The following is a 23,994-nucleotide window of genomic DNA, read 5'->3' as shown; positions in this document are numbered from 1 at the left end:
CATTGCTTTTCGCTTTTACCCTCTGCCTTTGTCTTTTCTTCCAACCAGCATTTCAACGATTTGTACCAATACGTCTGGTTCGATCGGTTTCGCCAAATGGTGATAGAATCCTGCGGCTATTGCCTTTTTTTGGTTCGACTCTCCAGCATAGGCAGTGAGGGCAATCGCTGGTAGCTTGGCTTGCTCAGTAGACAAAGAGCGAACCCGTTGCATTAACATATAGCCGTCTACATCGGGCATCCCGATGTCACTAATCAAAATATCAAGTTTGGAATCAGTATCGGATTGAGAAACAGACTGAGAAGTGGGTGGAGAAGCAAATTGGTTGAGAATTTCTAATGCCTCCATGGCTGAAGCGGCCGTAACCACAATTGCCCCAGCTTGTTGCAGCGTCACGGTCAGTAATTCGCGGGCATCTGCTTCATCATCCACCACCAATGCCCGAATTCCGGCTAAGGGTAACGAATTTGAAACTAGGAGCGATCGATCGGCTTCTCGATTTTCGTCGCTATGTGCAAACTTTCGCTGTGGTAGTCGCACCACAAAGGTAGACCCTTGTCCCTCTCCACGGCTGCTAGCATGAACAGTGCCGCCGTGAATTTCGACAATGTGGCGAACGATTGCCAGTCCTAATCCCAATCCTCCAAAGTTGCGTGTCGTGGAACTATCTGCCTGGCGGAAATAATCAAAAATGTAGGGAATCACGTCCGGAGTAATGCCCTTGCCCGTATCGGTGACGGTGATTTCTACATAGTGAATGGCAGAGGGTGACGAAGTGGCGGTTAGCGATTCGGAGATAGGATTGCGTGTTTCCCAACCCGTGCTCACTGCCAAATTGCCCAGGCCTTGTTCTAACCGTACTTCGATTTGGCCTTCTACAGGGGTGAACTTGACCGCATTTGACAGCAAATTCCAAACTACCTGCTGAAGTCGTCCGGCATCTCCCGCGATGGGGCCCACATCGGGGGTAAAGTGGGTTTGAATTTGGATTGATTTGGCGTCGGCGGCCAGTCGCACAGTCTCGATCGCAGCTTCAATGGTGGTGGCTAGATCAACAGCAGTGATTTGTAAAGACAGCTTGCCGCGCAGAATTCGTGCTACGTCTAACAAATCGTCAATCAATTGAATTTGGACTTTGGCGTTGCGTTCAATGGTAGCTAGGGCACGATCGGTAGCAGCCGCATCAAATTTGCGTGTGCGCAGCAGTTTTGTCCAGCCCAAAATTGGGTTTAGTGGAGATCGTAATTCATGCGATAGAACGGCTAAAAACTCGTCCTTAATTCGATTGGCTTCTTGCGCTTGGTAATAAAGTTGGGCATTGTCGAGGGCCAGGGCCGCCCGGTGAGCTAGCTCCTTGGCTAAGGCTAGCTCTGCTTCTGAATACGTGCGGCCAGACTCGGCAGTATAGCAAACCGTTAAGGCTCCCAAGCGTCGATCGCGGGCAATCAGCGGCACAGTCATGGTTGATTGCAACCGAGCCGTACGCATAAACTGCAAATGGTCTGGACTGGTGGCGATCGATTGCATCCATTGATCTGTCACCTGCGGCACCAAGATAGCGTCACCGCTCATCAAGACTTGGGCAACGGGATGGGTATCGGTCATTTGCGGCACATGCTGCGGTGCTTGCGCAAACCACTCCTGAGTTTCAGCATTAACGTGATACCAAGTGATGCGCTCAATTTTGTTGTCTACCGCCACAATGTCAAAAAAGCAATAATCAGCAAGGAACGGAACCGCTAATTGGGCGATCGTCCTTAACGTAGTTTGATAATCGAGCGAAGCCGCCAGCGTTGAACTCGTTTCCGCCAAAAACCGTTGCTCTGCCTCGAGGCGCTGTAAATCTTCAATATCCGTTGCCGTGCCAAACCAGGATATAACTTCACCGCGATCGTCTTTCAAGGGCACAACCCGCGCCAAATGCCAGCGATAGGTTTGGTCAAATCGCTTCAAGCGACATTTCACTTCATAGGGTTCGCCGCGCTGAATGGCCGTTACTCGCGTATCAAAGGTGCGTTGAAAGTCATCGGGGTGAATGAGATCGCGCCATAGCCCCACATTCAACTCTAAGGTAGTTTTGCCCGTATAGGCTTGCCAGCGCTGATTGAAAAACTGGATATTGCCTTTGGCATCATTCACCCACATCAACAGCGATACCGCATTCGCCAATGTGCGATAGCGGCTCTCACTCAACCGCAGTGCTTCTTGGGTGCGTTGTTGCTCTGTTCGATCTTGCATGATCTTGAGAAAACCGTGCACTTGGTTGGCTTCATCTCGCAGCGCCATCACCAACCCACTGGCCCAAAACAAACTGCCGTCCTTGCGCACATGCCAGCGTTCATCGTTGGCTCGCCCTTCAGTAGCGGCAACCTGCAATTCCTTATCAGCTTGACCCTGGTCATTGTCTTCACGGGTAAAAATGATGTGTACCGTCTGCCCCAAAATTTCCGCTTCTTCGTACCCCAATAGGCGCTGTGCTCCAGAGTTCCAACTGGTGATGCGTCCAGACATATCCAGCGTGAGAATGGCATAGTCTTTAGCACTTTCTAAGATCAGCCGTAATCGGGACTCATTTTCCCGGACCGTCATTTCAGCCCGCTTATAGTCGGTGACATCTCGCGAAATTGAGAGCACGGTTGAGATAGATCCGTCTTGGGCAAACTCTGGCACAAACCGCGTTTGGTAAAATCGCAGCCCATCGTGGGGAGACAGATATTTGAACTCGGTGGCTCCGCTTTGTCCGGTTGCAAACACCTGTTCCACCATGCGATTCCAGTTATTTGCCATGGTTGTAGGAAAGCCAAGTTCCAGTAGGGTTTTGTGTTGCAATTGCTCTGGCAACAGCCCGATCGCTGCTTCAACGGTAGGATTGACATACACAAACTGCAAGTGCCGATTTTGCCGAGCGACGATATCGGGTGAGTTTTCTACCAGCGCTCGGAAAGCTTGTTCTCGTTGATATAGCTTGGCTTCTGCTTGTTTGCGATCGCTAATATCTTCAATAATGCCCGCTATGACTGGCTTACCTTGGATCGTTTTACAGCGTTTATTAATCCGCACCCAGCACGCGCCGCCCCCAGATTGATATAGTTGCACCTCGTGAATGTGATTCGAGCCAGTGTCTTTGATAGAGCAATCAGGTTGTCCTAGTTGCGCCAGCAAGTCGGTATAGAAGTCTGAGGGAAAATAGTTAGTCAACTGTGCGATTGGCATGGCCTCGGCCGCCCAGTCTACATTCAACAATCGCCAGAAGGCTGGGTTTCCTTCTAGAAGGCTACCGTCGGATAGCAGACGATACACCCCCACTTCTAAGTCATTTAGCAAGGAGTGCAGCCGCGACTCCAGTTCATCGGCACGACGCTGACTAGTGACATTATCAAGCGCTCGACTAACCGCAGTTGGCAATCGGGCTATGCGCGGTGGAGACTTAATCACATAATCATCTAGCCCTGCCTTCATGGCTTCGACCGCAATTTCCTGGGAGCCGCTGCTGGTTAGCATAATGACCGGACAGGTTGAATAGTGAGATTTGATGGTACGCAAAACCGCTAAGCCATTTGTCCAACCCAAATTGTACTCGGTGATCACTAAGTCAAATCGCCCCTGTGCGATCGCTTGATCAAGAGCCTCTGCTTGCATGATCGGTTGAACCTGCAAATCGGACAAACTCTGCTCTAGGGCGCGAATTGCCAATGCTCGATCAGTTGGATTGTCATCAATAAGCAGAATCTGAATCATTGCAGCATTGCACGTTGAGGCTGACTGTACTGATTATGACCAGGATTGATTGCGAGACTGCGCTGTTGATCGCGTAGAAATGTAAACTTTTCTTTACTTGTACTGTTCAAAAATTTACATGCATTGTCTTCTAGCTCGAGGTAGATTTGCAACAAGTAATGAAGCATGAGTGGTTTAGGAAGCAACTATAGGTCACAATCCTTAATAACTTGACTATCGCTTTAATGAAAGCAATTAAACACTGTGTAGAGCACAGTTACATTGACTTCACGTTTCATGGTTCTGCTCAGCAACACCTGCTTGAAACGGGAACAAATCAGGTAGTGATGAAAATAAAACTTTTTAGTGACATAAAATCAACCATTTCAGGATTTTTCGCGAAATCTTTTCGCAAACTCGATCGCTCAAAAACACTGAACTCAATGACCATCGACAACAATATAATCTTTGCAACAACCCGCTTGTTGAGGAGAAATTTTACTAAGAAAGAACAACAACCTAACAGCTAATTTGGTAGTAGAAGTTAATGAGTTAAAGATAAAGCCAAAAACGATACTTCCCATGCACTAGATGACGCATTGATAGAATCCATTGCATCCTCCAGTCTGGTGAATCAAGTTGGTGAAGCCGAACGATCGTGTCTGATTTATGCTGAAAGGGCACGTCGTCAAGATGTATAACATTTATGGCTCAGTTTCACTATCAAGCAGCTACCGGGGATAACGAGATTAAACACTTGAGCCAAATTTTGTCCCAATGCTTCATTGGCTCGCCCAGCGAAAGCCTTGATTATATTAATCAGATTGGAGCTTCTAACTTTCGCACGATCGGCATCAATAAACAGTTAGTAGGCGGCTTGGCGCTGATTCCGATGGGACAGTGGTGGGGCGGGCAACGAGTCACTATGACCGGCATTGCAGCGGTTGGAATTGCGCCAGAATATCGTGGAGGCGGGGCTGCGATTACTCTGTTGCAACAGATGCTGAGAGAGTTACACGACACAGGTGTGCCCATTTCGGTGCTCTATCCTGCAACTCAACGACTCTATCGCAAAGCTGGCTATGAGCAGGGAGGAAGCCGCGTTAGTTGGTCGATGCCAACATCAGCAATTCAATTGCGCGATCGATTGTTGCCGATTCAATCCGTGGAGTCGATCGAAATCAACCGTTTTGTTGAACTTCAGCAAGCCTTTGCTCAACGTCAAAATGGGCATCTCGATCGTCATGTTGCCATTTGGCAAGAACGATTGAAGACTGACGATAAAACCCCGCTTTATGCCTATCTGATTGGCGAGCCGCCACAGGGGTACGTGATCTTTACTCAACGACGATCGGTGGAGCAGTCAACGTTACAGGTGCGCGATTGGGCAGTGACTTCGGCTGAAGCGGGGCGCAGTCTTTTAACGTTTTGGTCCGATCATCGGTCGCAAATTGACAAAATTGGTTGGACTGGGGCGGCAATCGATCCGTTGCTATTACTACTACCAGAGCAATCCGCCAAGCAGGTGTCAAGCATGAGTTGGATGCTGCGAATAGTCAATGCGCGATCGGCGTTGGAAAAGCGCGGCTATCCGGTTGAACTTGAAACTGAATTGCACGTTGAACTTCAGGATGATTGGCTTACAGAAAATAACGGTAAGTTCGTTCTATCGGTATCCGAGGGTAAGGGAGATGTTTCCCCCGGTGGTCGAGGCGATCTGAAGTTAACTATTCGAGGACTAGCACCGCTATACAGCGGATGGTTGACGCCGCTTCAGTTGAAATGGACAGGCTTACTCGACGCTTCTGACTCTGTTCTGACGATAGCTACCCAACTGTTTACAGGTAGCTGTCCTTGGCTGCCGGACTTCTTCTAGTACCAAGCTTCCAAATTTTGGCTACATTACTACACAACGAATAAGAATATGTGAGTTGACCTGTTGAAGCACTCTCTTCTCACAAGGGCTCTCAAGATCAGCTATAATGGCTACGATGTCCGGTCAGCCTCAACAGGCAAGGTTCAGGACTTCGTTACGGGATGTAGCGCAGCTTGGTAGCGCACTTCGTTCGGGACGAAGGGGCCGCTGGTTCGAATCCAGTCATCCCGATTTTTGGTATTGTTCATGTTCCTGAGCCGTTGGTATGCGGCTTGACAGTTGATGGCAGACATCGATCGCCTAGACAGGATTTCCTACTGTCTGCTTCCTTGATTCAGCAGCTTAAATCCCCGTCTGTTCTCATGGTGCTTGTGCAAGGACTGAATTTGACAAACCTTATCTCAATTCAGCCGTGCCATAAAAACCTTAGCAAAATGGAGCTGACGGGAGTCGAACCCGTGTCCGCTCTGGTTATTAGTACTCCGCTCATTCACAGGCTTAGCTTCTCTCATCCTCGAAGCGGGAACCGTTCCTTATCCCGAACGGTGGGATGCTCTGGTGAAGTCTTAGCTAGCGATCGACCAGAGGCAATCAACTAGCGCATCCGTTGGGGGTTGGTCCATAGTCCTTAACGGAGTCAAACTACAGACGCTCGAACCAATTAGAGGTTTTTAGGCAACTGCAACAGCAGCTTGCTTACGAGCAAAAGGTACGATGTTGTTCGCATGTACGTTGTTTTGAGCCATTGATTTTCGAGAGTTAGCTCGCTCTCGGCCTGTATCACGAAATAGCGTTCACCAAAACGTCGAAACCGTTACAGCCCCGCGTTGTGCTTTCCTAATTATAGCGCGATTCACCATTCCTGCCAGCCGAGGGTAAGGAGCCGTAGCAAGGTTACGGTTTGCCTTAAACGAGGAGCGCGTTCCGATCTGTACCGTTGCTGACAGGATTGTGCTCAAGTTTCGCTAGATAATGAGGACTTTAGTGATCGATGGGTGGTAAGGAGGACTTGAAATGAAAGCGCAAGACCTGAAAGGAAAAACGATCGCCTTTGCTGGTTCGGGCGGGTTGGATAGCTGCACCATTACTCGGTGGCTGACTGACCAAGGTGTGAAGGTCGTATGCTTCACGGCGGATCTGGGACAGCCCGATGAAGATGACATTGAAGCGATTCGATCGCGCATGTTGGCTGCCGGAGCCGTCGATTTCGTCATGCTACCTTGCCGAGATGCCATTGCTGCGATCGGGGTGGATGTGATTCAAGCTCAAGCCTGCTATGAAGGACGTTATTGGAACACTACAGGAATTGCTCGTTGTGTATTGGCAAAAGCTATGATCGAAGAGATGAAACAGCGCGGCCTAACGGTGTTTAGCCACGGGGCCACCGGGCGCGGCAATGACCAAGTGCGGTTTCAACTGATTACCAATATGCTGGCTCCCGAATTTGATGTGTATGCCCCCTGGCGCGATGAAAGCTTTTTAGCCCAATTTCCGGGACGCAGCGAAATGATTGATTTCTGTCAAGCGAAGGGGCTGGCCATTACCGCTTCGAAAGACAAGCCCTATTCCACGGATGCCAACTTGTTGGGGTTGACGCATGAATCCGGCTTGCTAGAAGACTTAAAAACACCAGCACAGTTCGTTAAGCCAATCATGGGATGCTATCCCCAAGATGCACCCGATCAAGCGGAAGAACTGAGCATTCGCTTTGAGCAGGGTCGCCCAGTGGCGATTAACGGTCAAACCGTCAGCTTGGTTGAGGCATTCTTGCAAACGAATGCGATCGGCGGTAAGCACGGGATTGGCATTGGTACCCATTTGGTAGAGAATCGCTTTGTAGGAATTAAATCACGCGGGGTCTATGAAAGCCCTGGGGTGGAAATTTTGGGAACCTGCTATGCTTATCTGCTGCAATTGATTCTCGATCGCCGGGCTCGTGAGTTTTATGACCAACTGTCACTGCTGATTGCCAAGCAAATCTATCAAGGCTACTGGTACGATCTGGCAACGCAGATGGCGTTACGGGCGATCGCACGCACAGCTGAACTAGCGACTGGAACAATCACCATTTTGGTTTACAAAGGCACCATTTCCTTCCTCTCAGCAGTGGACGTGCCTCACATTCTCTATTCAGAAGAAAATGCATCTATGGAAGGGGTGGGCGAGTATAATCACTCCGACTCGGAAGGACTGCTGCGAGTGTTTGGCGTCAGTGCTCGAGTTTTAGCCACCAGTGGTCAGGTTACATTGGAACGTAATAGTCAGGACTTGCTCTGAACGCGGCTAATAAACTCAGCACAAACCCCCGTCTCTACTCCGGGTGAAGCTGCTATGGCAAGAAATCGGTGCAAATCTTTCGGGATAACAGAAAAATAGTGCAAAAGATACTGAAGAGATAGTATGAGGATGAAGTTGAAGACGAGAGGAAGAACACGAAATAACAAAGGAGCGGAAAGAAAAGAGAGGTAAATGAGATCAATCCAACATCTCTTGTCAGTCTCCGCTAACTTTCCTCTGTTAGATTCGGCTTGATCTACTACACACGGTGGGGATACTGCTAGCTCAAAACAGAAACTGGTCACCACTTGGCTAGTAACGCGGAGAGCCGGGGGTGAGCTTTTTGCAACTGGGGACGCAAGAAATTGCCCGGTGGTGTCATCGGTGGTGTCATCAATGAATTGAACTTAATTCACCCTCACCCCACTGTTCCATTCTCCAAAAGCTTATGCCCTAAAGCGCTATCAGCCGTTCCGAGGCTCTCAAATTGAGGTCGCGAAGGTAGTGATGCTCTTATGATGAGACTAATCATCGTAGACGACGGAATTTTCTGCCCCCTAAGAGGTTTTGAGTTAGAACGTGTGCGCGTGCAGTACTTCCGCCTCACAGATATAGGCAATGCCTGAATAATCGTCGAAAAACTGCACCGCGACCTCATCTGAAATCTTCACGGCTATATCCCGGCTAGCGGTGAGCACCTCGATCTTGATATTTGAGAAGCTGTCGCTAACGGTGGGTTGTCCCGACGAGCGTACATTGCGACTGCCTTTACCGCCAGCTTCCACCACTGTATAACCGGTAGCCCCGGCTTTGTCGATGATCTTGGCGATCTGTTTCAGCAGTACCTTTTCGGTGACAATGACGAGCTTGCTGGCTTTCTGGGGCATGTGAGTTACCTCTTGATGCGTTCTGCTTCGATAATCCAAAACAATACTCTATGGTTTTGCCTTGAACCATATCTTTAAGTTTATGCCAAAGTTCGACGAATCTATTGCTTTCTGTTGAGAAAAATTGACTCAAATCAGCAAAACTTTTATAAAAAACACTTATTCTTTTGGGACCCTAACCACTATTCGACCTAAAAATCAGGTGCAATCTAGTTGAATTGGTTCAACGTATAAGTTTCACTTATTAAAGAATTCGATAAGTTTGAGGTGCCTTTTCAGAAAAAGGTACTGCTTATCAGTCAAGGTTGTATAAACTTAGATATATAGTACTTGTTCAAATCATAGATTATTTTCTATGATTGAGCAAAGGTCGCTCAAGATATATCCGTTGTCTAAAGCGGCTATACCCATTACGCAGGTAGATTTTCGGCAGGTGTTCCATACGATACAGAGCACTTGCCTGTCAGCGATACCCATAACCAGTATGGAGCGAAAACCATGAGTAAGTTTGAGTCGAGGCAGTCACAGCTAAAGTTGGATACGGATGAGGGGTGGGTGGTGCAGGTGTATGGCAGTAATCGCCGTTTACTCTGTGTCTTGGAACCCTCCCACGCTTGGATTTTTCTGATCGGTTGTGTCGTCGGTTTATTGCTTTCAGTCATTTGGATGAACGCCGCTCGCTATAGTCCCCCTTTAGAGCCGACCCCACCAACCGAGTTACCAATCTGGCAAGTAGATTGATCGAGCGATCGTAGGGGCGAGGTGTTCTCCTTGAGACAGCGTCAACTAACAGCGAGGATTGCTTCAGTGACTAGTTTCCTTGGAATAGGTATCGATCGTTGGTCCAGATGCGGTTATGACCTACTCTAGCTTGGCAATAGAGCCAACAGCGCTGTGTCACTTGTGTGGTATACAAGTGTGCACTTTATTCATCCTTTACAATGATCTTAGTTTGTCCTTCTCTCTGAGTCTCTTTAATCTTCTTGACTTCTACCTCTCCTACTATTTTTTGATCAGGAGTATAGGACCCGATCGTTTTTTGGTTGGCAATTCTCGATGCTAGAGGTACGAAAAGCGTACTAGGTAACAATTCAGGTATTGGTTTCTAATATCGCTAGCAAATTGAGCTTTTGTGGAAGTGTTTGAAGATACATCTCAAGCTTGACTCCTTGATTAGACAAATCTCAACAAAGTGGCAATGCAAGTCTACATGGTATTGATTGTGCATTTGATTCTAATTATGATTTGCTGCCGAACATGCTTGTCTGATCAAGTATGAGGTTTTATGGCTAGATTCAATACTTCTGAGCTTTATCCAGTTTCAATCTTATGAAATTGTTACAATCAGTCATTGATGAATGTAAATAAATTGGCGTAGAACACGATTCCATCGTTTGAGGAACGCAACCATGCACGGATTTTTGATAGTTATCCTTGGCTCTTTGTGCTTGGCGTTTCAAAACGTGTTGCTACGAGTCATTTTTTCTGAAAGTTTGATTGCTGGGCAGTTTGTGTGGGGCGGTTTGTTAGCTCCTACCCCAGATCATTCATTGCTCATTTTACAAATTCGATCGGTGCTAGTGTTGCCAGCGATGGCGTTGCTTGCTTGGCGGCTCTATCCAACTACAGGCGAGGCTCTGCAAAAGTTGTTCCAGTCTCAACAACGTCCCCTCCTAATGCGGACAATCATCAGCAGTAGTTTCTTGTTTTTGGCATTGGCGCTGTTATTTTTAGCGATCGCCACAATTCCAGCCGGTGTTGCCACCGTACTGTTCTTTATTCACCCTGCTATTACTGGATTACTGGCCTGGAAGTTTTTTGGCAACCGTCCAACCCGATTGCGCGGAATTGTCACCGGGGGAGTGTTATTGGGTAGTGTTTTGGTGACACCGGGATTTTCTGGAGAGAACGGTAATGTGCTGCTAGGAGTAGGAGCCGCCCTAGGAGCGAGTGTAGCCTATTCCATACAAGGGCTTTTGGCACAAAGTTGTTTTGGCAGCATTCATCCCATACCCTTCACGTTGATCAATTTCATTGTGATGGCGCTGCTCTCTACCCTGCTTTTGCCGTTACTCACGATCGATGTTCCAGCCGGTGCATGGGAACCGCTCTGGATCATCAGCATCCTGGCATCGGTGCTGACCCTGTTAGGTCAACTGCTCTATAACATTGGCATTCATTTAGTGAGTGCAGCGTCCATGGCAATTGTGGCAGTTAGTAATCCAGTCTTTACAGTTGTCCTTGCTTGGGTGGGGCTGCAAGAAGATTTGCAATGGCGGCAGGTGTTAGGGGTGTTGTTGGTGATCGTTAGCATTGTTGCCTTGGGATACGATCGATCGCCTACCCAACCATCCGAATCTCCTTACTCGGTAGAAACCGAATAACTTGAAACAAATTGGCATGATGCCTAGCGGCTCGAACCCTTCGAGCCATAACTGAGTTACACTCCGTTAAGCAACCAAACTACGGAGACCTAACGTTAATACACTAATACACTAATTAGTCCAGATCACTGGCTCTACCGGCAGCTCAGGTTGATGTCCCCCAACGACTGTTCTCAAGCTTCGACGGATGCTGACAAGCTACGTGTAGCACCCGTTCAAAGATGGAGGACTAGGTGATTAGGTGTGACAGAGCCTAGCGATCTAACTGCCATTGTTGTAGCAGGAATGCATATTCAAAGGCGATCTCCTTCAGCTTCTCGTAGCGGTCTGATGCGCCAGCGTGTCCAGCGCCCATATTAGTCTTCAGCAGCAACACATTCTTGTCTTGTTTGAGGATGCGCAGCTTTGCTGTCCATTTGGCAGGTTCCCAGTAGGAAACGCGAGGATCATTGAAACCAGCGGTAATGAGTAGAGCCGGATAATGTTGCGCGGCGACATTGTCATAAGGAGAGTAAGACTTAATGTAGTCATAGTAGATTTTGTCATTGGGGTTGCCCCATTCTTCCCATTCCATGGCCGACAGCGGCAGCGAAGTATCAAGGATGGTGGTGACAACATCGACAAACGGAACTTGAGCCACAGCCGCTTTGAATAATTCTGGGCGGAGATTAATCACGGCCCCTATGAGAAGCCCTCCAGCGCTGCCACCTGAGATGGACAACTGTTGCGGCGAAGTCCACTGCTGTTCAATCAGGTATTCCGCACAGGCGATGAAGTCCGTAAAGGTGTTCTTTTTGTTCAGGAACTTGCCGTCTTCATACCATTTACGCCCCATTTCCGAGCCACCGCGAATGTGAGCAATTGCATACACAACACCGCGATCGAGCAACGACAGACGTGTGGAAGAAAAAGCATCGGGATAGCTGTAGCCATAGGAGCCGTAACCTACTAACAGGAGAGGGTTTCGTCCGTTGCGTTCAGTTCCTTTTTTATAGACCAGCGATAGCGGAATTGCCGTTCCATCAGGGGCAATCGCTTGTAATCGTTCGCTGATATAGTGCGATCGATCGTAGCCACCAAGTACCGGTGTTTCTTTTTTTAATTCTTGGATTTGGGTATCCAAGTGATAATCAAAAATCGATCGGGGTGTAATTAGGGATGTATAGCTGAAACGCAAAATCGAAGTATTGAATTCAGGATTAGCATCTTCATAAACTTCATAGGTGGGTTCTGGAAATGCGATGTAGTGCTCTTGTTGGTTCGTAAGATGGCGTACTCGAATTTTGGATAGCCCGGCTTCCCGCTCGTAAATCACCAGATGATTAGCGAATGCACTGACTCCTGACAACAGAACATCATCACGATGAGCAATTACCGTTTGCCAATGATCTTTGGAAGGAGCGCTGACAGACGTTTGCATGAGTTTGAAATTGATAGCGTCTTCGTTTGTGACAATGTAGAACCGATCGCTGTGATGCTCTACGGAATATTCAATGCCGGGCGCTCGAGGTTGAATCACCTGAAAGTTTCCGGTGGGCTGATTGGCATCGAGAAAATGGATTTCGGTAGTAACTTTGCTGCTCAACTCCAGCAAAATATACGCCTGACTGCGTGTTTCGTAGACACTGAGGTAATAGGCTTCGTCGGGTTCTTCATAGATTAAGGTATCGCTGGCGATCGTTTGTCCCAACTGGTGGCGCAGCAGTTTATAGGGACGATGAGCTTCATCCACCTGGGTATAGAACACGGTTTGGCTATCATTCGCCCACGCAAACGAGTAACTTGTGTCGGGAATGCTTTCAGAATACAGTTGCCGTGTGGCTAAGTCTAAGAAAAACAGGGTATAGCGCTCAGATCCTGTCGTATCCGTTGAGTAAGCCAGAATTTGATGGTTGGGACTAACTTGAAACACGCCCAGCGCAAAATATTCCTGACCTGCTGCTAAGAGGTTTTGATCCAGTAGCACTTCTTCTTCTGCCTCCAAGCTGCCCTGTTTGCGGCAATGGATGGTGTAGGGTTTTCCCGCTTCAGTACGGGTGTAATAGAAATAGCCATCTTTTTGCACTGGAACCGACAAGTCCGTTTCCTGAATGCGAGCTAGCATTTCCTGGTACAGCGTCGCTTGCAGCGGTTCTGTAGGCTGCATAATCGCGGCTGTATAGGCATTTTCTGCTTCTAGATAAGCCAATACGGCTGGATCGTGGCGATCGCGCATCCAAAAATAGGGATCGGGGCGATCATCTCCATGCAAGGAATGCGTATGCGATCGTTGTTCTGCAATAGGTGGGGCAGAGATATCAGTAACACCAGCGTAAGATGATTGGAACATGCTACCCATTATCAATAAGTGACTTCAGTGGATTTATCAGCGAACTCCTACTTCAAGCATAATTTTTTTTGCCTGCTATCCCTTGTTCTTCATGCTTTCATCATTTGGTAGGCTGGATAGAGACATCGTTTTTATAAATGTATAGAGAAAAATAGGCATGGACACGAAAGCCTTTAAGCGATCGCTCAATAGCTCTGCCAACTATCACCGTAAGGGATTTGGCCATGATGTGGAAGTGTCTGGGCAGATGCAGTCAGAATATCAGAGCCACCTGATCCAGAAAATTCGCGAAAACCACTATCGGTTGCAGCAGGGTGAAGTAACCATTCGCTTGGCGGAGGCCTTCGGATTTTGCTGGGGTGTTGAGCGGGCGGTAGCCATGGCCTATGAAACGCGGCAGCATTTTCCCAATGAACGCATTTGGATTACCAATGAAATTATCCACAATCCGTCGGTGAATCAACGACTGCGGGAAATGCAGGTGAATTTTATTGCCGTGGAAAATGGTCAGAAAGATTTCTCGGTGGTCAATCGGGGCGATGTCGTGATTTTGCCTGCTTTTGGAGCTAGTGTCCAGGAAATGCAGCTACTTAACGATCGCGGCTGCACCATTGTGGACACCACCTGCCCTTGGGTGTCAAAAGTGTGGAATACCGTAGAGAAACATAAGAAAACCAACCACACCTCAATTATTCACGGTAAGTACAAGCACGAAGAAACAATCGCGACCAGTTCCTTTGCCGGTACGTATCTAATTGTGCTAAATCTGGCAGAGGCCCAGTATGTCTGCGATTACATTTTGAATGGCGGCAATCGGGATGAATTTATGAGCAAATTCAGCCGCGCTTGCTCAGAAGGGTTTAACCCCGATCGTGATTTGCAACGAGTGGGTATTGCCAACCAAACCACGATGCTGAAGGGTGAAACTGAACAGATCGGCAAGCTGTTTGAGCACACCATGATGAAAAAATATGGTCCAGACCAACTGAACGAGCATTTTCTAGCCTTCAACACGATCTGCGATGCGACGCAAGAACGGCAGGATGCTATGTTTCAACTAGTGAATGAACCACTGAATCTCATGGTAGTGATTGGCGGCTATAACTCGTCTAACACAACCCACCTACAAGAAATTGCCATTGAACGCGGTATTCCCTCCTATCACATTGACAGTGCCGATCGCATTGGTCCGGGTAATTGCGTTGAACACAAGCCACTTCACCAAGACTTGACGGTACAAGAGAATTGGTTGCCCGATGGTCCAATTGTAGTGGGCATCACCTCGGGAGCCTCTACCCCCGATCGCGTTGTAGAACGGGTGATTGAGAAAATTTTTGAATTGAAGGCGTCCAGTGTGGGCGTTGCATTCCTCGGATGAGTGATAAGTCGTCATCGTCTTAATCCATTGTGCCCTATAGGGGGACCAACCCCTGTAGGGACACCCCCCTTGTTTGCCCAATCCGATCGGATCGTCCAATCTAACGGATGTACGTCCGATCGATTCCCTAGCCAATTCAATGGCAGGAAGCTGTTGATGATTCCCTGCTCATAATTGGGGATGGATCAACACAAGAAGTTGTTTCAAGTTGTTTCAACGAATGCAAATGTCGGGCTTAGGGCTATTCACTACTTAGACGCCATCTGTTCAGCAGAATTTAAGTGCATCGTGCCCTCGACGTTGCTCTACTTTCCAGAATTAGGCACAAATGTCGATCGGTTTGATAAAGTCAAAATTAAAGGCTTTGATTGGAACTGAGTTGCCCGCTGTCCACTTGTTGCAATCTGTAACGTCGGGTCGTATCTGGCAAACTCTGGCGAAATAGTACATATATACTCTATACTCAAAGCTCAATCCTTAGGCAGCAGTGCCACAATTTGGTCTACAAATTGCTGGTGATCCACAATCGGCTTGGAGATATAATCATCTGCGCCACTTTGCTTAAGAAAATTCTCGCGATCGCCTTCCATCGCATGGGCTGTCACCAAAATAATCGGGAGGTTGGCGGTTTGAGGATCGGCTTTCAGCATTTGGGTAATCTTGATTCCATCCACCGGCTTACCTTGGTAAACACTGTGAGAGAGCGAAACATCCATCAAAATGATGTCCGCTTCCCCTGCCTGAGCAATTTTCATGACTTCGTCCACGTTCTCGGTATGCTTGACTTCCAACCCACCGCGTTTAGTCAAAATCTTAGAAAACACCCGAGCATTGATCAAGTCATCTTCTACAATCAAAACCGTTTTCATAGTCTCTACCTAATCATTAAATGCCAGTCTAGTGCCAGTCTAATGTTTGATCGATATTACTCTCAGACTAATCCATAAGATGATTCATCGCTGTGCTTTGCGCATTGATGCGCCTGTGAACCGCCTGTGAATAATTTATTTAAATTTGCCATTTGTGATATTACGCTAGGACGCAACCAAAGGAAAACTCATGGCTGAACAATTGAGCATTCTCACCTCAGGACAGGTGATCTCGACTGCCCTCCACACCGAAGTGCAGCGTTCCTACCTTGAATATGCCATGAGCGTTATTGTAGGACGCGCCCTACCCGATGTGCGAGATGGGTTAAAGCCTGTGCATCGTCGCATTCTCTATGCTATGCATGAACTCGGGTTAACGCCCGATCGCCCCTATCGTAAGTGCGCCCGCGTCGTTGGAGATGTACTGGGTAAATATCACCCGCACGGTGATCAGGCGGTTTATGATGCGCTGGTACGGATGGTCCAAGACTTTTCCAGTCGCTATCCCTTATTGGAAGGACACGGCAACTTTGGCTCGGTGGATGACGACCCGCCTGCCGCCATGCGCTATACCGAAACCCGATTAGCGGCGATCGGCAACGAGGGCTTACTCTCGGAAATTGGCGAAGCCACGGTTGATTTCATCGGCAACTTTGACAATTCGCAGCAAGAGCCAATCGTCCTACCGGCCCAATTACCCTTTTTGCTATTGAACGGCTGTTCTGGGATTGCTGTGGGCATGGCCACGAACGTGCCGCCCCATAATGCCGGTGAAGTCATCGATGGACTCATTGCCCTGATCGATCGCCCGGATTTACCCGATGATGAATTGTTTAAGCTGATTCCGGCTCCTGATTTTCCTACGGGTGGCGAAATTATTGATACGGCTGGAATTCGCGATGCCTACAAAACTGGGCGCGGCAGCATTCCGATTCGCGGTGTGGCCAAGATAGAAGAAGTTCAACTGGGGCGCGGCCGCCACCGTCGCTTGGCGATTGTGGTAACAGAGCTACCCTTCCAGGTCAATAAAGCTGCCTGGATTGAGAAAATTGCTGATCTGGTGAACCAAGGGCGGATTGAGGGCATTATTGACATTCGTGATGAAAGCGATCGCGATGGAATGCGCGTGGTGATTGAACTGAAGCGCGAAGCCCAACCCGCTCTAGTCCTCGATAAGCTCTACAAGCTCACGCCACTGCAAACCAACTTTGGGGTGATCATGCTGGCTTTGTCAGACGGACAACCGCGCCAGATGCCACTGCGTGAGTTATTACAGCAATTTCTTCGGTTTCGCGAAGAAACTCTAACGCGCCAATATCGCCACGAATTCGAGAAAGCTGAAAGCCGATCGCACATCCTAGAAGGATTGTTGGCTGCACTGGAACACTTGGACGAAATCATCGATATTTTGCGGCATGCCCCAGATGGCGGCACGGCTAAACTGACGATGCAACAACGGTTTAATTTCAGCGATCGACAAGCTGATGCCATTTTAGCCATGCCCTTGCGACGGTTAACCGGACTCGAGCGGCAGAACCTCCAAACTGAATATGATGAACTGGTCGATCGGATGGAGGAATTGCAAAAACTATTGGAGCATCGCAAAGAACTGCTGAAAGCCTTGAAAAAAGATCTGCGGGCCCTGAAGCGACGGTTTGCGGATGAACGACGAACTCGCTTATTGAGTGCTGAGGAACAAGCCGCGGAATCAGCAGAGTTAGCGGAAATTGCTGCCGAGGAAGGATCGTCTGAGCAAGAAGCCGTACTGGAATTTACCCAACGCGGCTATGTGCGACGATTTTCTCCTAAAGCCTTCCAGCGACGGCAGGCGAAACAAACAGCATCTCCCACCGGCACCCTGATGGAGCAAGAGGATTTTGTGACATTAGTGGAAATGGCGACAATCGACCAAGAGGTCTTGGTGCTAACACGCAGTGGTAAGGCTTACAGCGTTCGCATCGGCGATATTCCCATTACCGGACGCCAATCGAAAGGTACGCCGTTGGTGAGTTTGTTGCCCTCGACGATGCAGGGCGATCCAGAGACGATTGTCACCCAATTTGTCCTCTACCCCAATGATGTAGAATCGCTTGATTTAGTGATGTTAACGCGGCAGGGGCGGATCAAACGTCTACCCCTGTCAGAATTCACCAACCTCACCGGACGTGGGCTATCTGCCTTGAAGCTAAAAGACGATGATGAGTTAATGTTTGTCACCTTAACGGAAGCAGGCGAGCAACTCCTTTTAGCCACGTCGGGAGGGCGGATACTGCGACTTGAAATTAACGACGAACAAGTGCCAATTCTGGGACGAGCCGCCCAAGGACAGCCAGCGCTGCGGTTGCTGAAGAAAGAGTCTTTGGTAGGCTGTGTGGCAGTGAATATCAATGATACGGTGGTGTTGGTAACAGAGCAGGGCTATGCTAAGCAAGTGCGGGTGAGTTCGATCAAACCAACCCGGCGCGGTGAGATTGGTACTTACCCGATGCAATTTGCCTTGAAAACCGATGCGCTCGTCGGTCTTGCCCCCGGGCTGCCAGGAACAGAAATTGTGGTTCTCACTAATGAAGAGCATTTGGCACGGTTGGCGATCGACGATATGGCTTATCAAGGGCGCGATGGCAGTAACCATCGCTTGTTGAAACTGAGTCGTAAGGAGAAGATTACCGAGCTAAGTGTCATTCTGTTGCCACCGTCTGATGAGGAAACGGATGAGGATGCAGACGATGAGGAAGATGGTGCAGACACGGATTAACTGGAGACAGAGAAATGGGCGATGGCGGTTGAACCGATCGCTGCCAATCCTGTTGATGAGTGTCGGTGCTGGGCTATTCTCAACCAGAGCAATGGCTACTACGTTGTTCAATGAAGTAGTGGTGCTGCTGACAAGTCCGTTGGATGTGGTAGAAGTAGCACGCCTGCGATCGGGCGATTTACCCGCAGGTGAGTCAATCATCACCGAGGGAACGATTTCACAGACGGGGTTAACGTTACCCAGCTTATGGTGGACCGTAGAGCAATTTGGTGGTCAACTGTTGGACTATTGGGTCGCATATACCGGCGCAGATAATGCAGAACCGCGCCGAGTCGATCTATTGGTGAATCAGCAAATGTGGGTGCGGTTCAACTACCTAGAGCGCTATGCTTTCTTGAACCAATTTGGGGCCGCGGCTAGCGATTTTGGCTATAGCACGCGCCTGTTTAATTGGCGAGGAGATTTAATAGGGGCATACATTTGTGAATTTGCGCCAGGAGCGATCGTCGGATCATCTGAGCAGGGACATGAGCAGGGACAATTTGAGAACATCATCCCAACTCGCTGTCAGACGTTTCTGGATGCTACTGGCCGGGGAGCGCTTAGCGGGACTTCCCCAGACGCACCGCTTCCCACAAACGGCGGTACTGATCTATAGCCGATTCTGGCAGCGGCAGCAAAAACTCGCTCTGTTGTAATACTTTGGCGGATGGCAGCAATTGCTCACTTTCTTGAAGGGCAGCAGGTAACTGACTGCGATCGGAGTTGAAGAAAATTGGTGAGATGCCCGAACTGAGCACCGAAAGCTGGGTAGCAATGCTCGGTTCCCAACAAAAGGCTAGCCATTGTTGTAACAATGTGGATCGTTCAACGGTTTCTTCATTGGTTTCTTCATTCGTTGTGTCATTACTGGTCAAAGTAGGCACTGAGGCGGGCTGTACCCACAAATCAGCCGTCAGAATGGTGCCGCTGGCAGGAACCACCGCTGCAATGCGCCGATCGCGCCTCACCAACGGCAAAATTTCCGTAGACCAACCCACTGCTAGGGCTGTGTCTTGTAATATCAGTGGTTGCAAATAGGCGTCCGAACTATACACCTTCACCTGTTGATGCAATGCAGCTAATTCCGGTTCCAAATTGGCGACAGCGGCTAAATCTGCTGTATTCACCGATTGACCGAGCTTCTTGAGCGTTAGTCCAATCACCGATCGCGGGCTGTCCAAAAGCGAAATCCGCCGAGCGAACTCTGGTCGCCACAGATCGCCCCAATCGGTGGGGAGTATCCATCCCTGTTCAGCAAACAATTCTGCTTGATAAGCAATCATCATCGTGCCCCAACGATAGGGCGCTGCCCAAATTTCCCCCTCTGGGCTGGGTTGCCCCTGTTGATCGCGTTGCACTAACGTTCGCCAAATTTCTTGATTAGCCAGCGGTTGCCAACCGTCTACCTGACTCAAATTCAACGGCTGAATCAACCCTTGTTGAATGGCAGGAGTCAGCCAAACATCTCCTAGTGTTAATAAATCTGCGATCGGGGTGGGACGTTGCTCCTCGGTTGTTTCAGCCCCTTGCCACCGTTGCAGCAGGTCGTATAAATCTGCAAGTTGTTCACTGCTGAGGAAATTCAAATTCTCGGCTGGATCGTTACGCCGTTGAAACTCCCTCAAAAGCTGGACAGGCACCGATCGATTCAACAGCCTGACCCGTACCGACCCCTGACTTGGACGGCCGCATCCGGTTAATCCCAGTCCGTGGGTAAGGGCCAGCATACTGGCGGCCATCAAGAACGATCGACGGTTCATTGGGTATCCTTCATCAGTGGTTTGGGCAGACACATTGGTTCACCTGTAGTGGTTTACCTGTAGTGTGACTTACTTATTGTGCTGAGCAAAATCGTAAGTTTGCCCCTTCTTCATCTTGCCACTGATTCAAAACGGCGTGCGATCTGACTGAATAACTCCGACTCAATTGCTCTGCCCCAATTGCCTCTAGTACTGCCTCTAGGTGACGAATCAAATTTCCATCTCCAGGTGAGACCTTGCGGGTATGGTTTGGTAGATAGCTTGATTTAAACCCACCACAAAGTCTTGCACGGTGATCCATTGCAATTCATCAAAGCACCCCCTAAGATCGACACCAAATTCTTGCCAACAGTCGTCGTATAGCTGCAAATTCCAATCGAACCAGCAAACATCCGACCAGCGCAAGTCTTCATGAAAGCGATCGGTCGGCAACACTCGCCCAAACTGTAGCCCAGAGTAGTGCTGCAACTGGCTGTAGGCAAAGATAACCACCGGATGAGCAACACCGTAAGCCTGATAAAAGCGGTGGAACCAGTCTTCAGCGCTAAGTTCGGGACGATCGCGCAAGGCTTTATTCACCTGTTGACGCACCTTCAGATCAGGACTTAAAACAGCGTAACTATTGAGGCTGATAAAGAGATTTTTGACTCTATGCCACATAAACTGCCTGGAAGGTTGATTGCTCGAAGCCATTACGGCATCTGAGTCCTTTTCTTCAGTATTCCCATTCACCCAATGAACTCTCGATCGAGGGGCGGCTCGTCGAACGGGCGAACGGTCGGAACGTGCAGGTGAAGGATTGACTCAGATTCTAAACTGGTCTGGGAGCAACAGTAGTGGAAATTAAACTAAAGATGCCGCGAGAAAAGATCTAAAGGGCTAGAAATCGCTGAGGTCAATATAGGGAGTCGTATCTTCGCGGGTGTTAGTTGCCGGTACAATATCGGGTGATGTTCCTGCCACAATTTGGGTGAAGCTAATTTGTAGTCCGCGAATCAGGTCTTCTGCCTCGAGACGAGTGCGCGTTGTCAAAATTAGCCCATCGGTGGCACAAATCCCCTGTCGTGCCTCATCTCGACTGTTCGCTACACAGACAACGGGTTGATTGTTAAGTGTTCCTGCGGTGAGAATTAGCCGATCGCGACGGGCATGAATGTCGGCTAAACGGGTTGAAACGGCTTGACAACGTTCTGTAGGCGAATAGGGAGCAGGGGCCCAATCAGAAGTCCACTGAATCAATGGAAATGTCTCATTGCGGCGACGAGAGCGGGCCATGGTGAGGGGCACTTCGCCATCCTGCTGACAGAAATAGCGCGATTGATTGGTTGTAGTGACTGCTATCGTGTCTGCGGCAACCATTGACGCTTGTAGCGTGTAAGGACCTTGCAGCCCACCGCTGTAGGAGTTGGCATAGACCCGATACACCCCATCAACGGGTAGCACTATATCAATTTGGGCATCAAGATTGCCAGCACTATCGTCATCTTGAGCAATGCTGTTGCCGTCTGGATCTAGCAAAATTAGGTAAGAATCTAGGGCATTACTAGTCATGGTAATAATCACCCGTTGCCCTGCTTGTCCGGTAAAGGTATAGACATCGATATAGCTATTGTCTTCCACCAAAAAATCATCGCTGGAATCCAGTTGTTCTTGAACGGGAGCACCGTCCAGTCGCAATGGGTGGTCATTCGCTTGGGCAGGAGAGGTACTGCCGATCGCCACAAGCAGCGCAGCAGTAGGGACAAGGGCAAACCATTGGAAGCAATCAGAGTGTCTCATTTGATACCGACCGTAATACTGAACAACAGGGGGGCTTGAGCTAGCTCATAGCAGACTTAGATGCAGCAATGGCAGAGTTCTATCAGTCATGTGCCACGAGTTCTTGTTCTACAAGTTAGTCAGCCCAACGGGATATTACCTAGTAGCACGGCTGACCCAATGCACCCGGATCATGATTGCGATCAAGTGTGAGTTTTGTTCAATCTTTATCTATAAACTTCTTTTCATTGTCACCCACCGATCGCAACAGCACCAGGGCAGTTTATGCAATTTAACTGACTCATATCGGCAATTTCACCAAGAGCCAATAGGCTGATCAGGACGCAGATGCGTTAGGCTAGCGATTGCATCCTATCAAGAACTCTTAGTCAGAACGCAGACATGCTGCCACGGGAAGATCTACTGAAGTCTATTGAAAATCGAGACACTGCTGTGCGAGTGGTGGATTTGGCTGAACAAGCCATCAAAACGTGGGAGGTTGTGTGCACTGATTTTCTGTCACCACCTGAATTAGCTGATGTACAGCAAATGTTTAGTCGGTTAACCGAGGTGGAAATACTGGCATGGGGCGGCTATCCTCAGGCAGAACGCCAACGAGTCGCGATTGCTCGATCGGACTTACCTCTAGATTCCTCACAGGTCGCCATAGCAGCCATCAGCGTTGCGGGCAATTTCTTGTTTGACCCCGCCACTCATCGCGATTTTTTGGGAGCCATGCTCGGTACAGGTATTGTGCGCGAGAAGGTGGGCGATATTCTAGTGTTGGGCGAACGAGGGGCCCAAGCGCTCGTGGTTCCAGAGATGGTGGAATTTCTGGAGATGAACTTAACGCAGGTGCGATCGGTGCCAGTGAAAACGCAGCGGATTGATTTCAGTGAACTCAAGATTCGTGAACCCAAAAAGAAAGAACTAACCACCGTAGAAGCGTCTCTACGATTAGATGCGATTGCCTCGGCGGGATTTGGCATGTCTCGAAATAAAATGGCGGAATTGATTACGGGTGGAGACGTGCGGGTAAATTGGAAGGAAATTACCCAATCCAGCTATCAAGTTAAATCGGGAGATCTAATTGCCATTCGCGGCAAAGGTCGTTTGGAAGTTGGCGACGTGGCCCTCACCAAAAAAGAGCGCTATCGGGTTCAATTGACTCGCCTTGTCTGATAGGTTGGTTTGTCTAATGTCTGGTGATTTTTTGCCATTGCTCAATTGCTGTCGTTCATTTTGCGTGGTGATACTCCATCATGATCGAGGTTGCTGCCGTTTGCCATCGCGTGGACGATCGAGAAATTCTGAAGCACATTACCCTGACATTGACCGAGCAACGCATTGGGATTGTTGGTAGTAATGGTTCTGGAAAAAGCTCGTTCGTGCGATTGTTAAATGGATTATTGATACCTGAACAGGGCAATGTATGGATTAACGGATTGAACACACGCCAGCACGCCAAGACAATTCGACGACAGGTTGGATTCGTTTTTCAAAATCCCGATCATCAAATTGTATTTCCCATTGTGGAAGAAGATCTGGCGTTTGGATTGAAACATCGAGCAAAATATTTGAATCTATCTAAGCTAGACATTGCAAGGACGATTGATGCGATTCTGAAGCGATATAATCTAGAACATTTGCGACATCAACCTACATATCTATTAAGTGGTGGCGAAAAGCAACTGTTGGCCATTGCTTCTGTGGTGGTGATGAACCCACAAATCATTATTTTTGATGAGCCAACAACATTACTCGATCTGCGCAATCGCAATCGCATTCAACAGGTATTACAAGAATTAGAGCAAATGTTGATTGTGGTGTCTCATGACCTCGATCTGCTGCAAGCTTTCGATCGAGTATTGGTATTTGAAGCTGGGGAAATTGTCATGGATGGGCCACCAGCGATCGCGTTGCCCTATTATGTGCAGTTAATGACCTGAGCTTTCAACCGAA

17 protein-coding genes, 1 tRNA gene and 1 other RNA gene are annotated in these 23,994 nt (G+C 48.7%); 11 read left to right on the top strand and 8 right to left on the bottom strand.

Annotated features, from left to right (window positions below; genetic code table 11):
- Positions 1-15 precede the first annotated feature (15 nt).
- Complete coding sequence (locus OXH18_RS02735; protein ID WP_268610888.1) at positions 16-3,738, bottom strand: PAS domain S-box protein; 3,723 nt, start codon at positions 3,736-3,738, stop codon at positions 16-18.
- Between the two features lie 685 nt (positions 3,739-4,423).
- Here OXH18_RS02735 and OXH18_RS02730 point away from each other — a divergent pair.
- Together OXH18_RS02730 and OXH18_RS02725 are read left to right on the top strand one after the other, a co-directional pair.
- Positions 4,424-5,593 (top strand): GNAT family N-acetyltransferase, encoded by a 1,170-nt coding sequence (locus OXH18_RS02730; RefSeq protein ID WP_268610887.1) that lies wholly within the window; start codon positions 4,424-4,426, stop codon positions 5,591-5,593.
- A 157-nt stretch (positions 5,594-5,750) separates the two neighbouring features.
- Positions 5,751-5,824 (top strand) — tRNA-Pro (locus OXH18_RS02725).
- A gap of 201 nt (positions 5,825-6,025) precedes the next feature.
- Here the strand turns inward: OXH18_RS02725 and ssrA are convergent.
- Positions 6,026-6,417: a transfer-messenger RNA gene (gene ssrA, locus OXH18_RS02720) on the bottom strand.
- Between the two features lie 190 nt (positions 6,418-6,607).
- Between ssrA and argG the strand changes: the two genes are divergently transcribed.
- The gene (gene argG, locus OXH18_RS02715) at positions 6,608-7,870 is read left to right on the top strand and encodes an argininosuccinate synthase (RefSeq protein WP_268610886.1); all 1,263 of its coding nucleotides are present in this window, start codon (positions 6,608-6,610) and stop codon (positions 7,868-7,870) included.
- Positions 7,871-8,442: 572 nt separating this feature from the next.
- Here argG and OXH18_RS02710 read toward each other — a convergent pair.
- Positions 8,443-8,757: a P-II family nitrogen regulator gene (locus OXH18_RS02710; RefSeq protein WP_268610885.1), complete on the bottom strand. Its 315-nt coding sequence runs from the start codon at positions 8,755-8,757 to the stop codon at positions 8,443-8,445.
- Positions 8,758-9,255: 498 nt separating this feature from the next.
- Between OXH18_RS02710 and OXH18_RS02705 the strand changes: the two genes are divergently transcribed.
- Positions 9,256-9,498 (top strand): hypothetical protein, encoded by a 243-nt coding sequence (locus tag OXH18_RS02705; RefSeq protein WP_268610884.1) that lies wholly within the window; start codon positions 9,256-9,258, stop codon positions 9,496-9,498.
- 668 nt (positions 9,499-10,166) lie between these two features.
- A complete protein-coding gene (locus OXH18_RS02700; protein ID WP_268610883.1) occupies positions 10,167-11,141 on the top strand; it encodes a DMT family transporter in 975 nt (324 codons plus the stop codon).
- 253 nt (positions 11,142-11,394) lie between these two features.
- Here OXH18_RS02700 and OXH18_RS02695 read toward each other — a convergent pair whose 3' ends face one another.
- A complete protein-coding gene (locus OXH18_RS02695) occupies positions 11,395-13,470 on the bottom strand; it encodes a S9 family peptidase (protein WP_268610882.1) in 2,076 nt (691 codons plus the stop codon).
- A gap of 157 nt (positions 13,471-13,627) precedes the next feature.
- On the opposite strand from OXH18_RS02695, the gene OXH18_RS02690 reads away from it, so the two are divergent.
- Positions 13,628-14,848, top strand: coding sequence for a 4-hydroxy-3-methylbut-2-enyl diphosphate reductase (locus OXH18_RS02690; RefSeq protein ID WP_268610881.1), 1,221 nt, complete (start codon positions 13,628-13,630; stop codon positions 14,846-14,848).
- A 180-nt stretch (positions 14,849-15,028) separates the two neighbouring features.
- On the top strand, positions 15,029-15,226 hold the full coding sequence (locus OXH18_RS02685; RefSeq protein WP_268610880.1) for a hypothetical protein: 198 nt from the start codon (positions 15,029-15,031) through the stop codon (positions 15,224-15,226).
- A gap of 92 nt (positions 15,227-15,318) precedes the next feature.
- Here the strand turns inward: OXH18_RS02685 and OXH18_RS02680 are convergent, their stop codons facing one another.
- On the bottom strand, positions 15,319-15,717 hold the full coding sequence (locus OXH18_RS02680) for a response regulator (RefSeq protein ID WP_268610879.1): 399 nt from the start codon (positions 15,715-15,717) through the stop codon (positions 15,319-15,321).
- A gap of 190 nt (positions 15,718-15,907) precedes the next feature.
- Here OXH18_RS02680 and gyrA point away from each other — a divergent pair, with 190 nt between their 5' ends.
- Together gyrA and OXH18_RS02670 are read left to right on the top strand one after the other, a co-directional pair.
- On the top strand, positions 15,908-18,472 hold the full coding sequence (gyrA, locus tag OXH18_RS02675; protein WP_268610878.1) for a DNA gyrase subunit A: 2,565 nt from the start codon (positions 15,908-15,910) through the stop codon (positions 18,470-18,472).
- Entirely contained in the window at positions 18,453-19,130 is a 678-nt protein-coding gene (locus OXH18_RS02670) for a hypothetical protein (RefSeq protein WP_268610877.1), read from the top strand. The genes gyrA and OXH18_RS02670 overlap by 20 nt, the downstream gene beginning before the upstream one ends.
- Here the strand turns inward: OXH18_RS02670 and OXH18_RS02665 are convergent.
- The 3 genes from OXH18_RS02665 to OXH18_RS02655 all read right to left on the bottom strand — a co-directional run bounded on the left by OXH18_RS02665 (position 19,075) and on the right by OXH18_RS02655 (position 22,053).
- A complete protein-coding gene (locus OXH18_RS02665; protein ID WP_268610876.1) occupies positions 19,075-20,307 on the bottom strand; it encodes an extracellular solute-binding protein in 1,233 nt (410 codons plus the stop codon). The two genes, OXH18_RS02670 and OXH18_RS02665, sit on opposite strands and share 56 nt — an antisense overlap.
- A gap of 177 nt (positions 20,308-20,484) precedes the next feature.
- Positions 20,485-20,934, bottom strand: a complete 450-nt coding sequence (locus OXH18_RS02660; RefSeq protein ID WP_268610875.1) for a hypothetical protein — start codon at positions 20,932-20,934, stop codon at positions 20,485-20,487.
- Between the two features lie 219 nt (positions 20,935-21,153).
- A complete protein-coding gene (locus tag OXH18_RS02655) occupies positions 21,154-22,053 on the bottom strand; it encodes a COP23 domain-containing protein (protein ID WP_268610874.1) in 900 nt (299 codons plus the stop codon).
- 381 nt (positions 22,054-22,434) lie between these two features.
- Between OXH18_RS02655 and OXH18_RS02650 the strand changes: the two genes are divergently transcribed.
- Positions 22,435-23,214 carry a photosystem II S4 domain protein gene (locus OXH18_RS02650; RefSeq protein WP_268610873.1) on the top strand — a complete coding sequence of 260 codons (780 nt, stop codon included), beginning with the start codon at positions 22,435-22,437 and terminating at the stop codon, positions 23,212-23,214.
- An 80-nt stretch (positions 23,215-23,294) separates the two neighbouring features.
- Positions 23,295-23,981, top strand: coding sequence for an energy-coupling factor ABC transporter ATP-binding protein (locus OXH18_RS02645; protein WP_268610872.1), 687 nt, complete (start codon positions 23,295-23,297; stop codon positions 23,979-23,981).
- The last annotated feature ends 13 nt before the right edge of the window (positions 23,982-23,994 follow it).

The sequence above is a fragment of the Thermocoleostomius sinensis A174 genome (assembly GCF_026802175.1).
GTDB lineage: Bacteria > Cyanobacteriota > Cyanobacteriia > Elainellales > Elainellaceae > Thermocoleostomius > Thermocoleostomius sinensis.
The sequence above is the reverse complement of the archived record's forward strand: the minus strand, read 5'-3'. Positions and strand labels throughout refer to the sequence as shown.

Excerpts from the sequence above, each read along its gene's own strand:
- OXH18_RS02735 (WP_268610888.1), bottom strand. The coding sequence starts at position 3,738 with ATGATTCAGATTCTGCTTATTGATGACAATCCAACTGATCGAGCATTG.
- OXH18_RS02730 (WP_268610887.1), top strand. The coding sequence starts at position 4,424 with ATGGCTCAGTTTCACTATCAAGCAGCTACCGGGGATAACGAGATTAAA.
- argG (WP_268610886.1), top strand. The coding sequence starts at position 6,608 with ATGAAAGCGCAAGACCTGAAAGGAAAAACGATCGCCTTTGCTGGTTCG.
- OXH18_RS02710 (WP_268610885.1), bottom strand. The coding sequence starts at position 8,757 with ATGCCCCAGAAAGCCAGCAAGCTCGTCATTGTCACCGAAAAGGTACTG.
- OXH18_RS02705 (WP_268610884.1), top strand. The coding sequence starts at position 9,256 with ATGAGTAAGTTTGAGTCGAGGCAGTCACAGCTAAAGTTGGATACGGAT.
- OXH18_RS02700 (WP_268610883.1), top strand. The coding sequence starts at position 10,167 with ATGCACGGATTTTTGATAGTTATCCTTGGCTCTTTGTGCTTGGCGTTT.
- OXH18_RS02695 (WP_268610882.1), bottom strand. The coding sequence starts at position 13,470 with ATGTTCCAATCATCTTACGCTGGTGTTACTGATATCTCTGCCCCACCT.
- OXH18_RS02690 (WP_268610881.1), top strand. The coding sequence starts at position 13,628 with ATGGACACGAAAGCCTTTAAGCGATCGCTCAATAGCTCTGCCAACTAT.
- OXH18_RS02685 (WP_268610880.1), top strand. The coding sequence starts at position 15,029 with ATGGATCAACACAAGAAGTTGTTTCAAGTTGTTTCAACGAATGCAAAT.
- OXH18_RS02680 (WP_268610879.1), bottom strand. The coding sequence starts at position 15,717 with ATGAAAACGGTTTTGATTGTAGAAGATGACTTGATCAATGCTCGGGTG.
- gyrA (WP_268610878.1), top strand. The coding sequence starts at position 15,908 with ATGGCTGAACAATTGAGCATTCTCACCTCAGGACAGGTGATCTCGACT.
- OXH18_RS02670 (WP_268610877.1), top strand. The coding sequence starts at position 18,453 with ATGGTGCAGACACGGATTAACTGGAGACAGAGAAATGGGCGATGGCGG.
- OXH18_RS02660 (WP_268610875.1), bottom strand. The coding sequence starts at position 20,934 with ATGTGGCATAGAGTCAAAAATCTCTTTATCAGCCTCAATAGTTACGCT.
- OXH18_RS02655 (WP_268610874.1), bottom strand. The coding sequence starts at position 22,053 with ATGAGACACTCTGATTGCTTCCAATGGTTTGCCCTTGTCCCTACTGCT.
- OXH18_RS02650 (WP_268610873.1), top strand. The coding sequence starts at position 22,435 with ATGCTGCCACGGGAAGATCTACTGAAGTCTATTGAAAATCGAGACACT.
- OXH18_RS02645 (WP_268610872.1), top strand. The coding sequence starts at position 23,295 with ATGATCGAGGTTGCTGCCGTTTGCCATCGCGTGGACGATCGAGAAATT.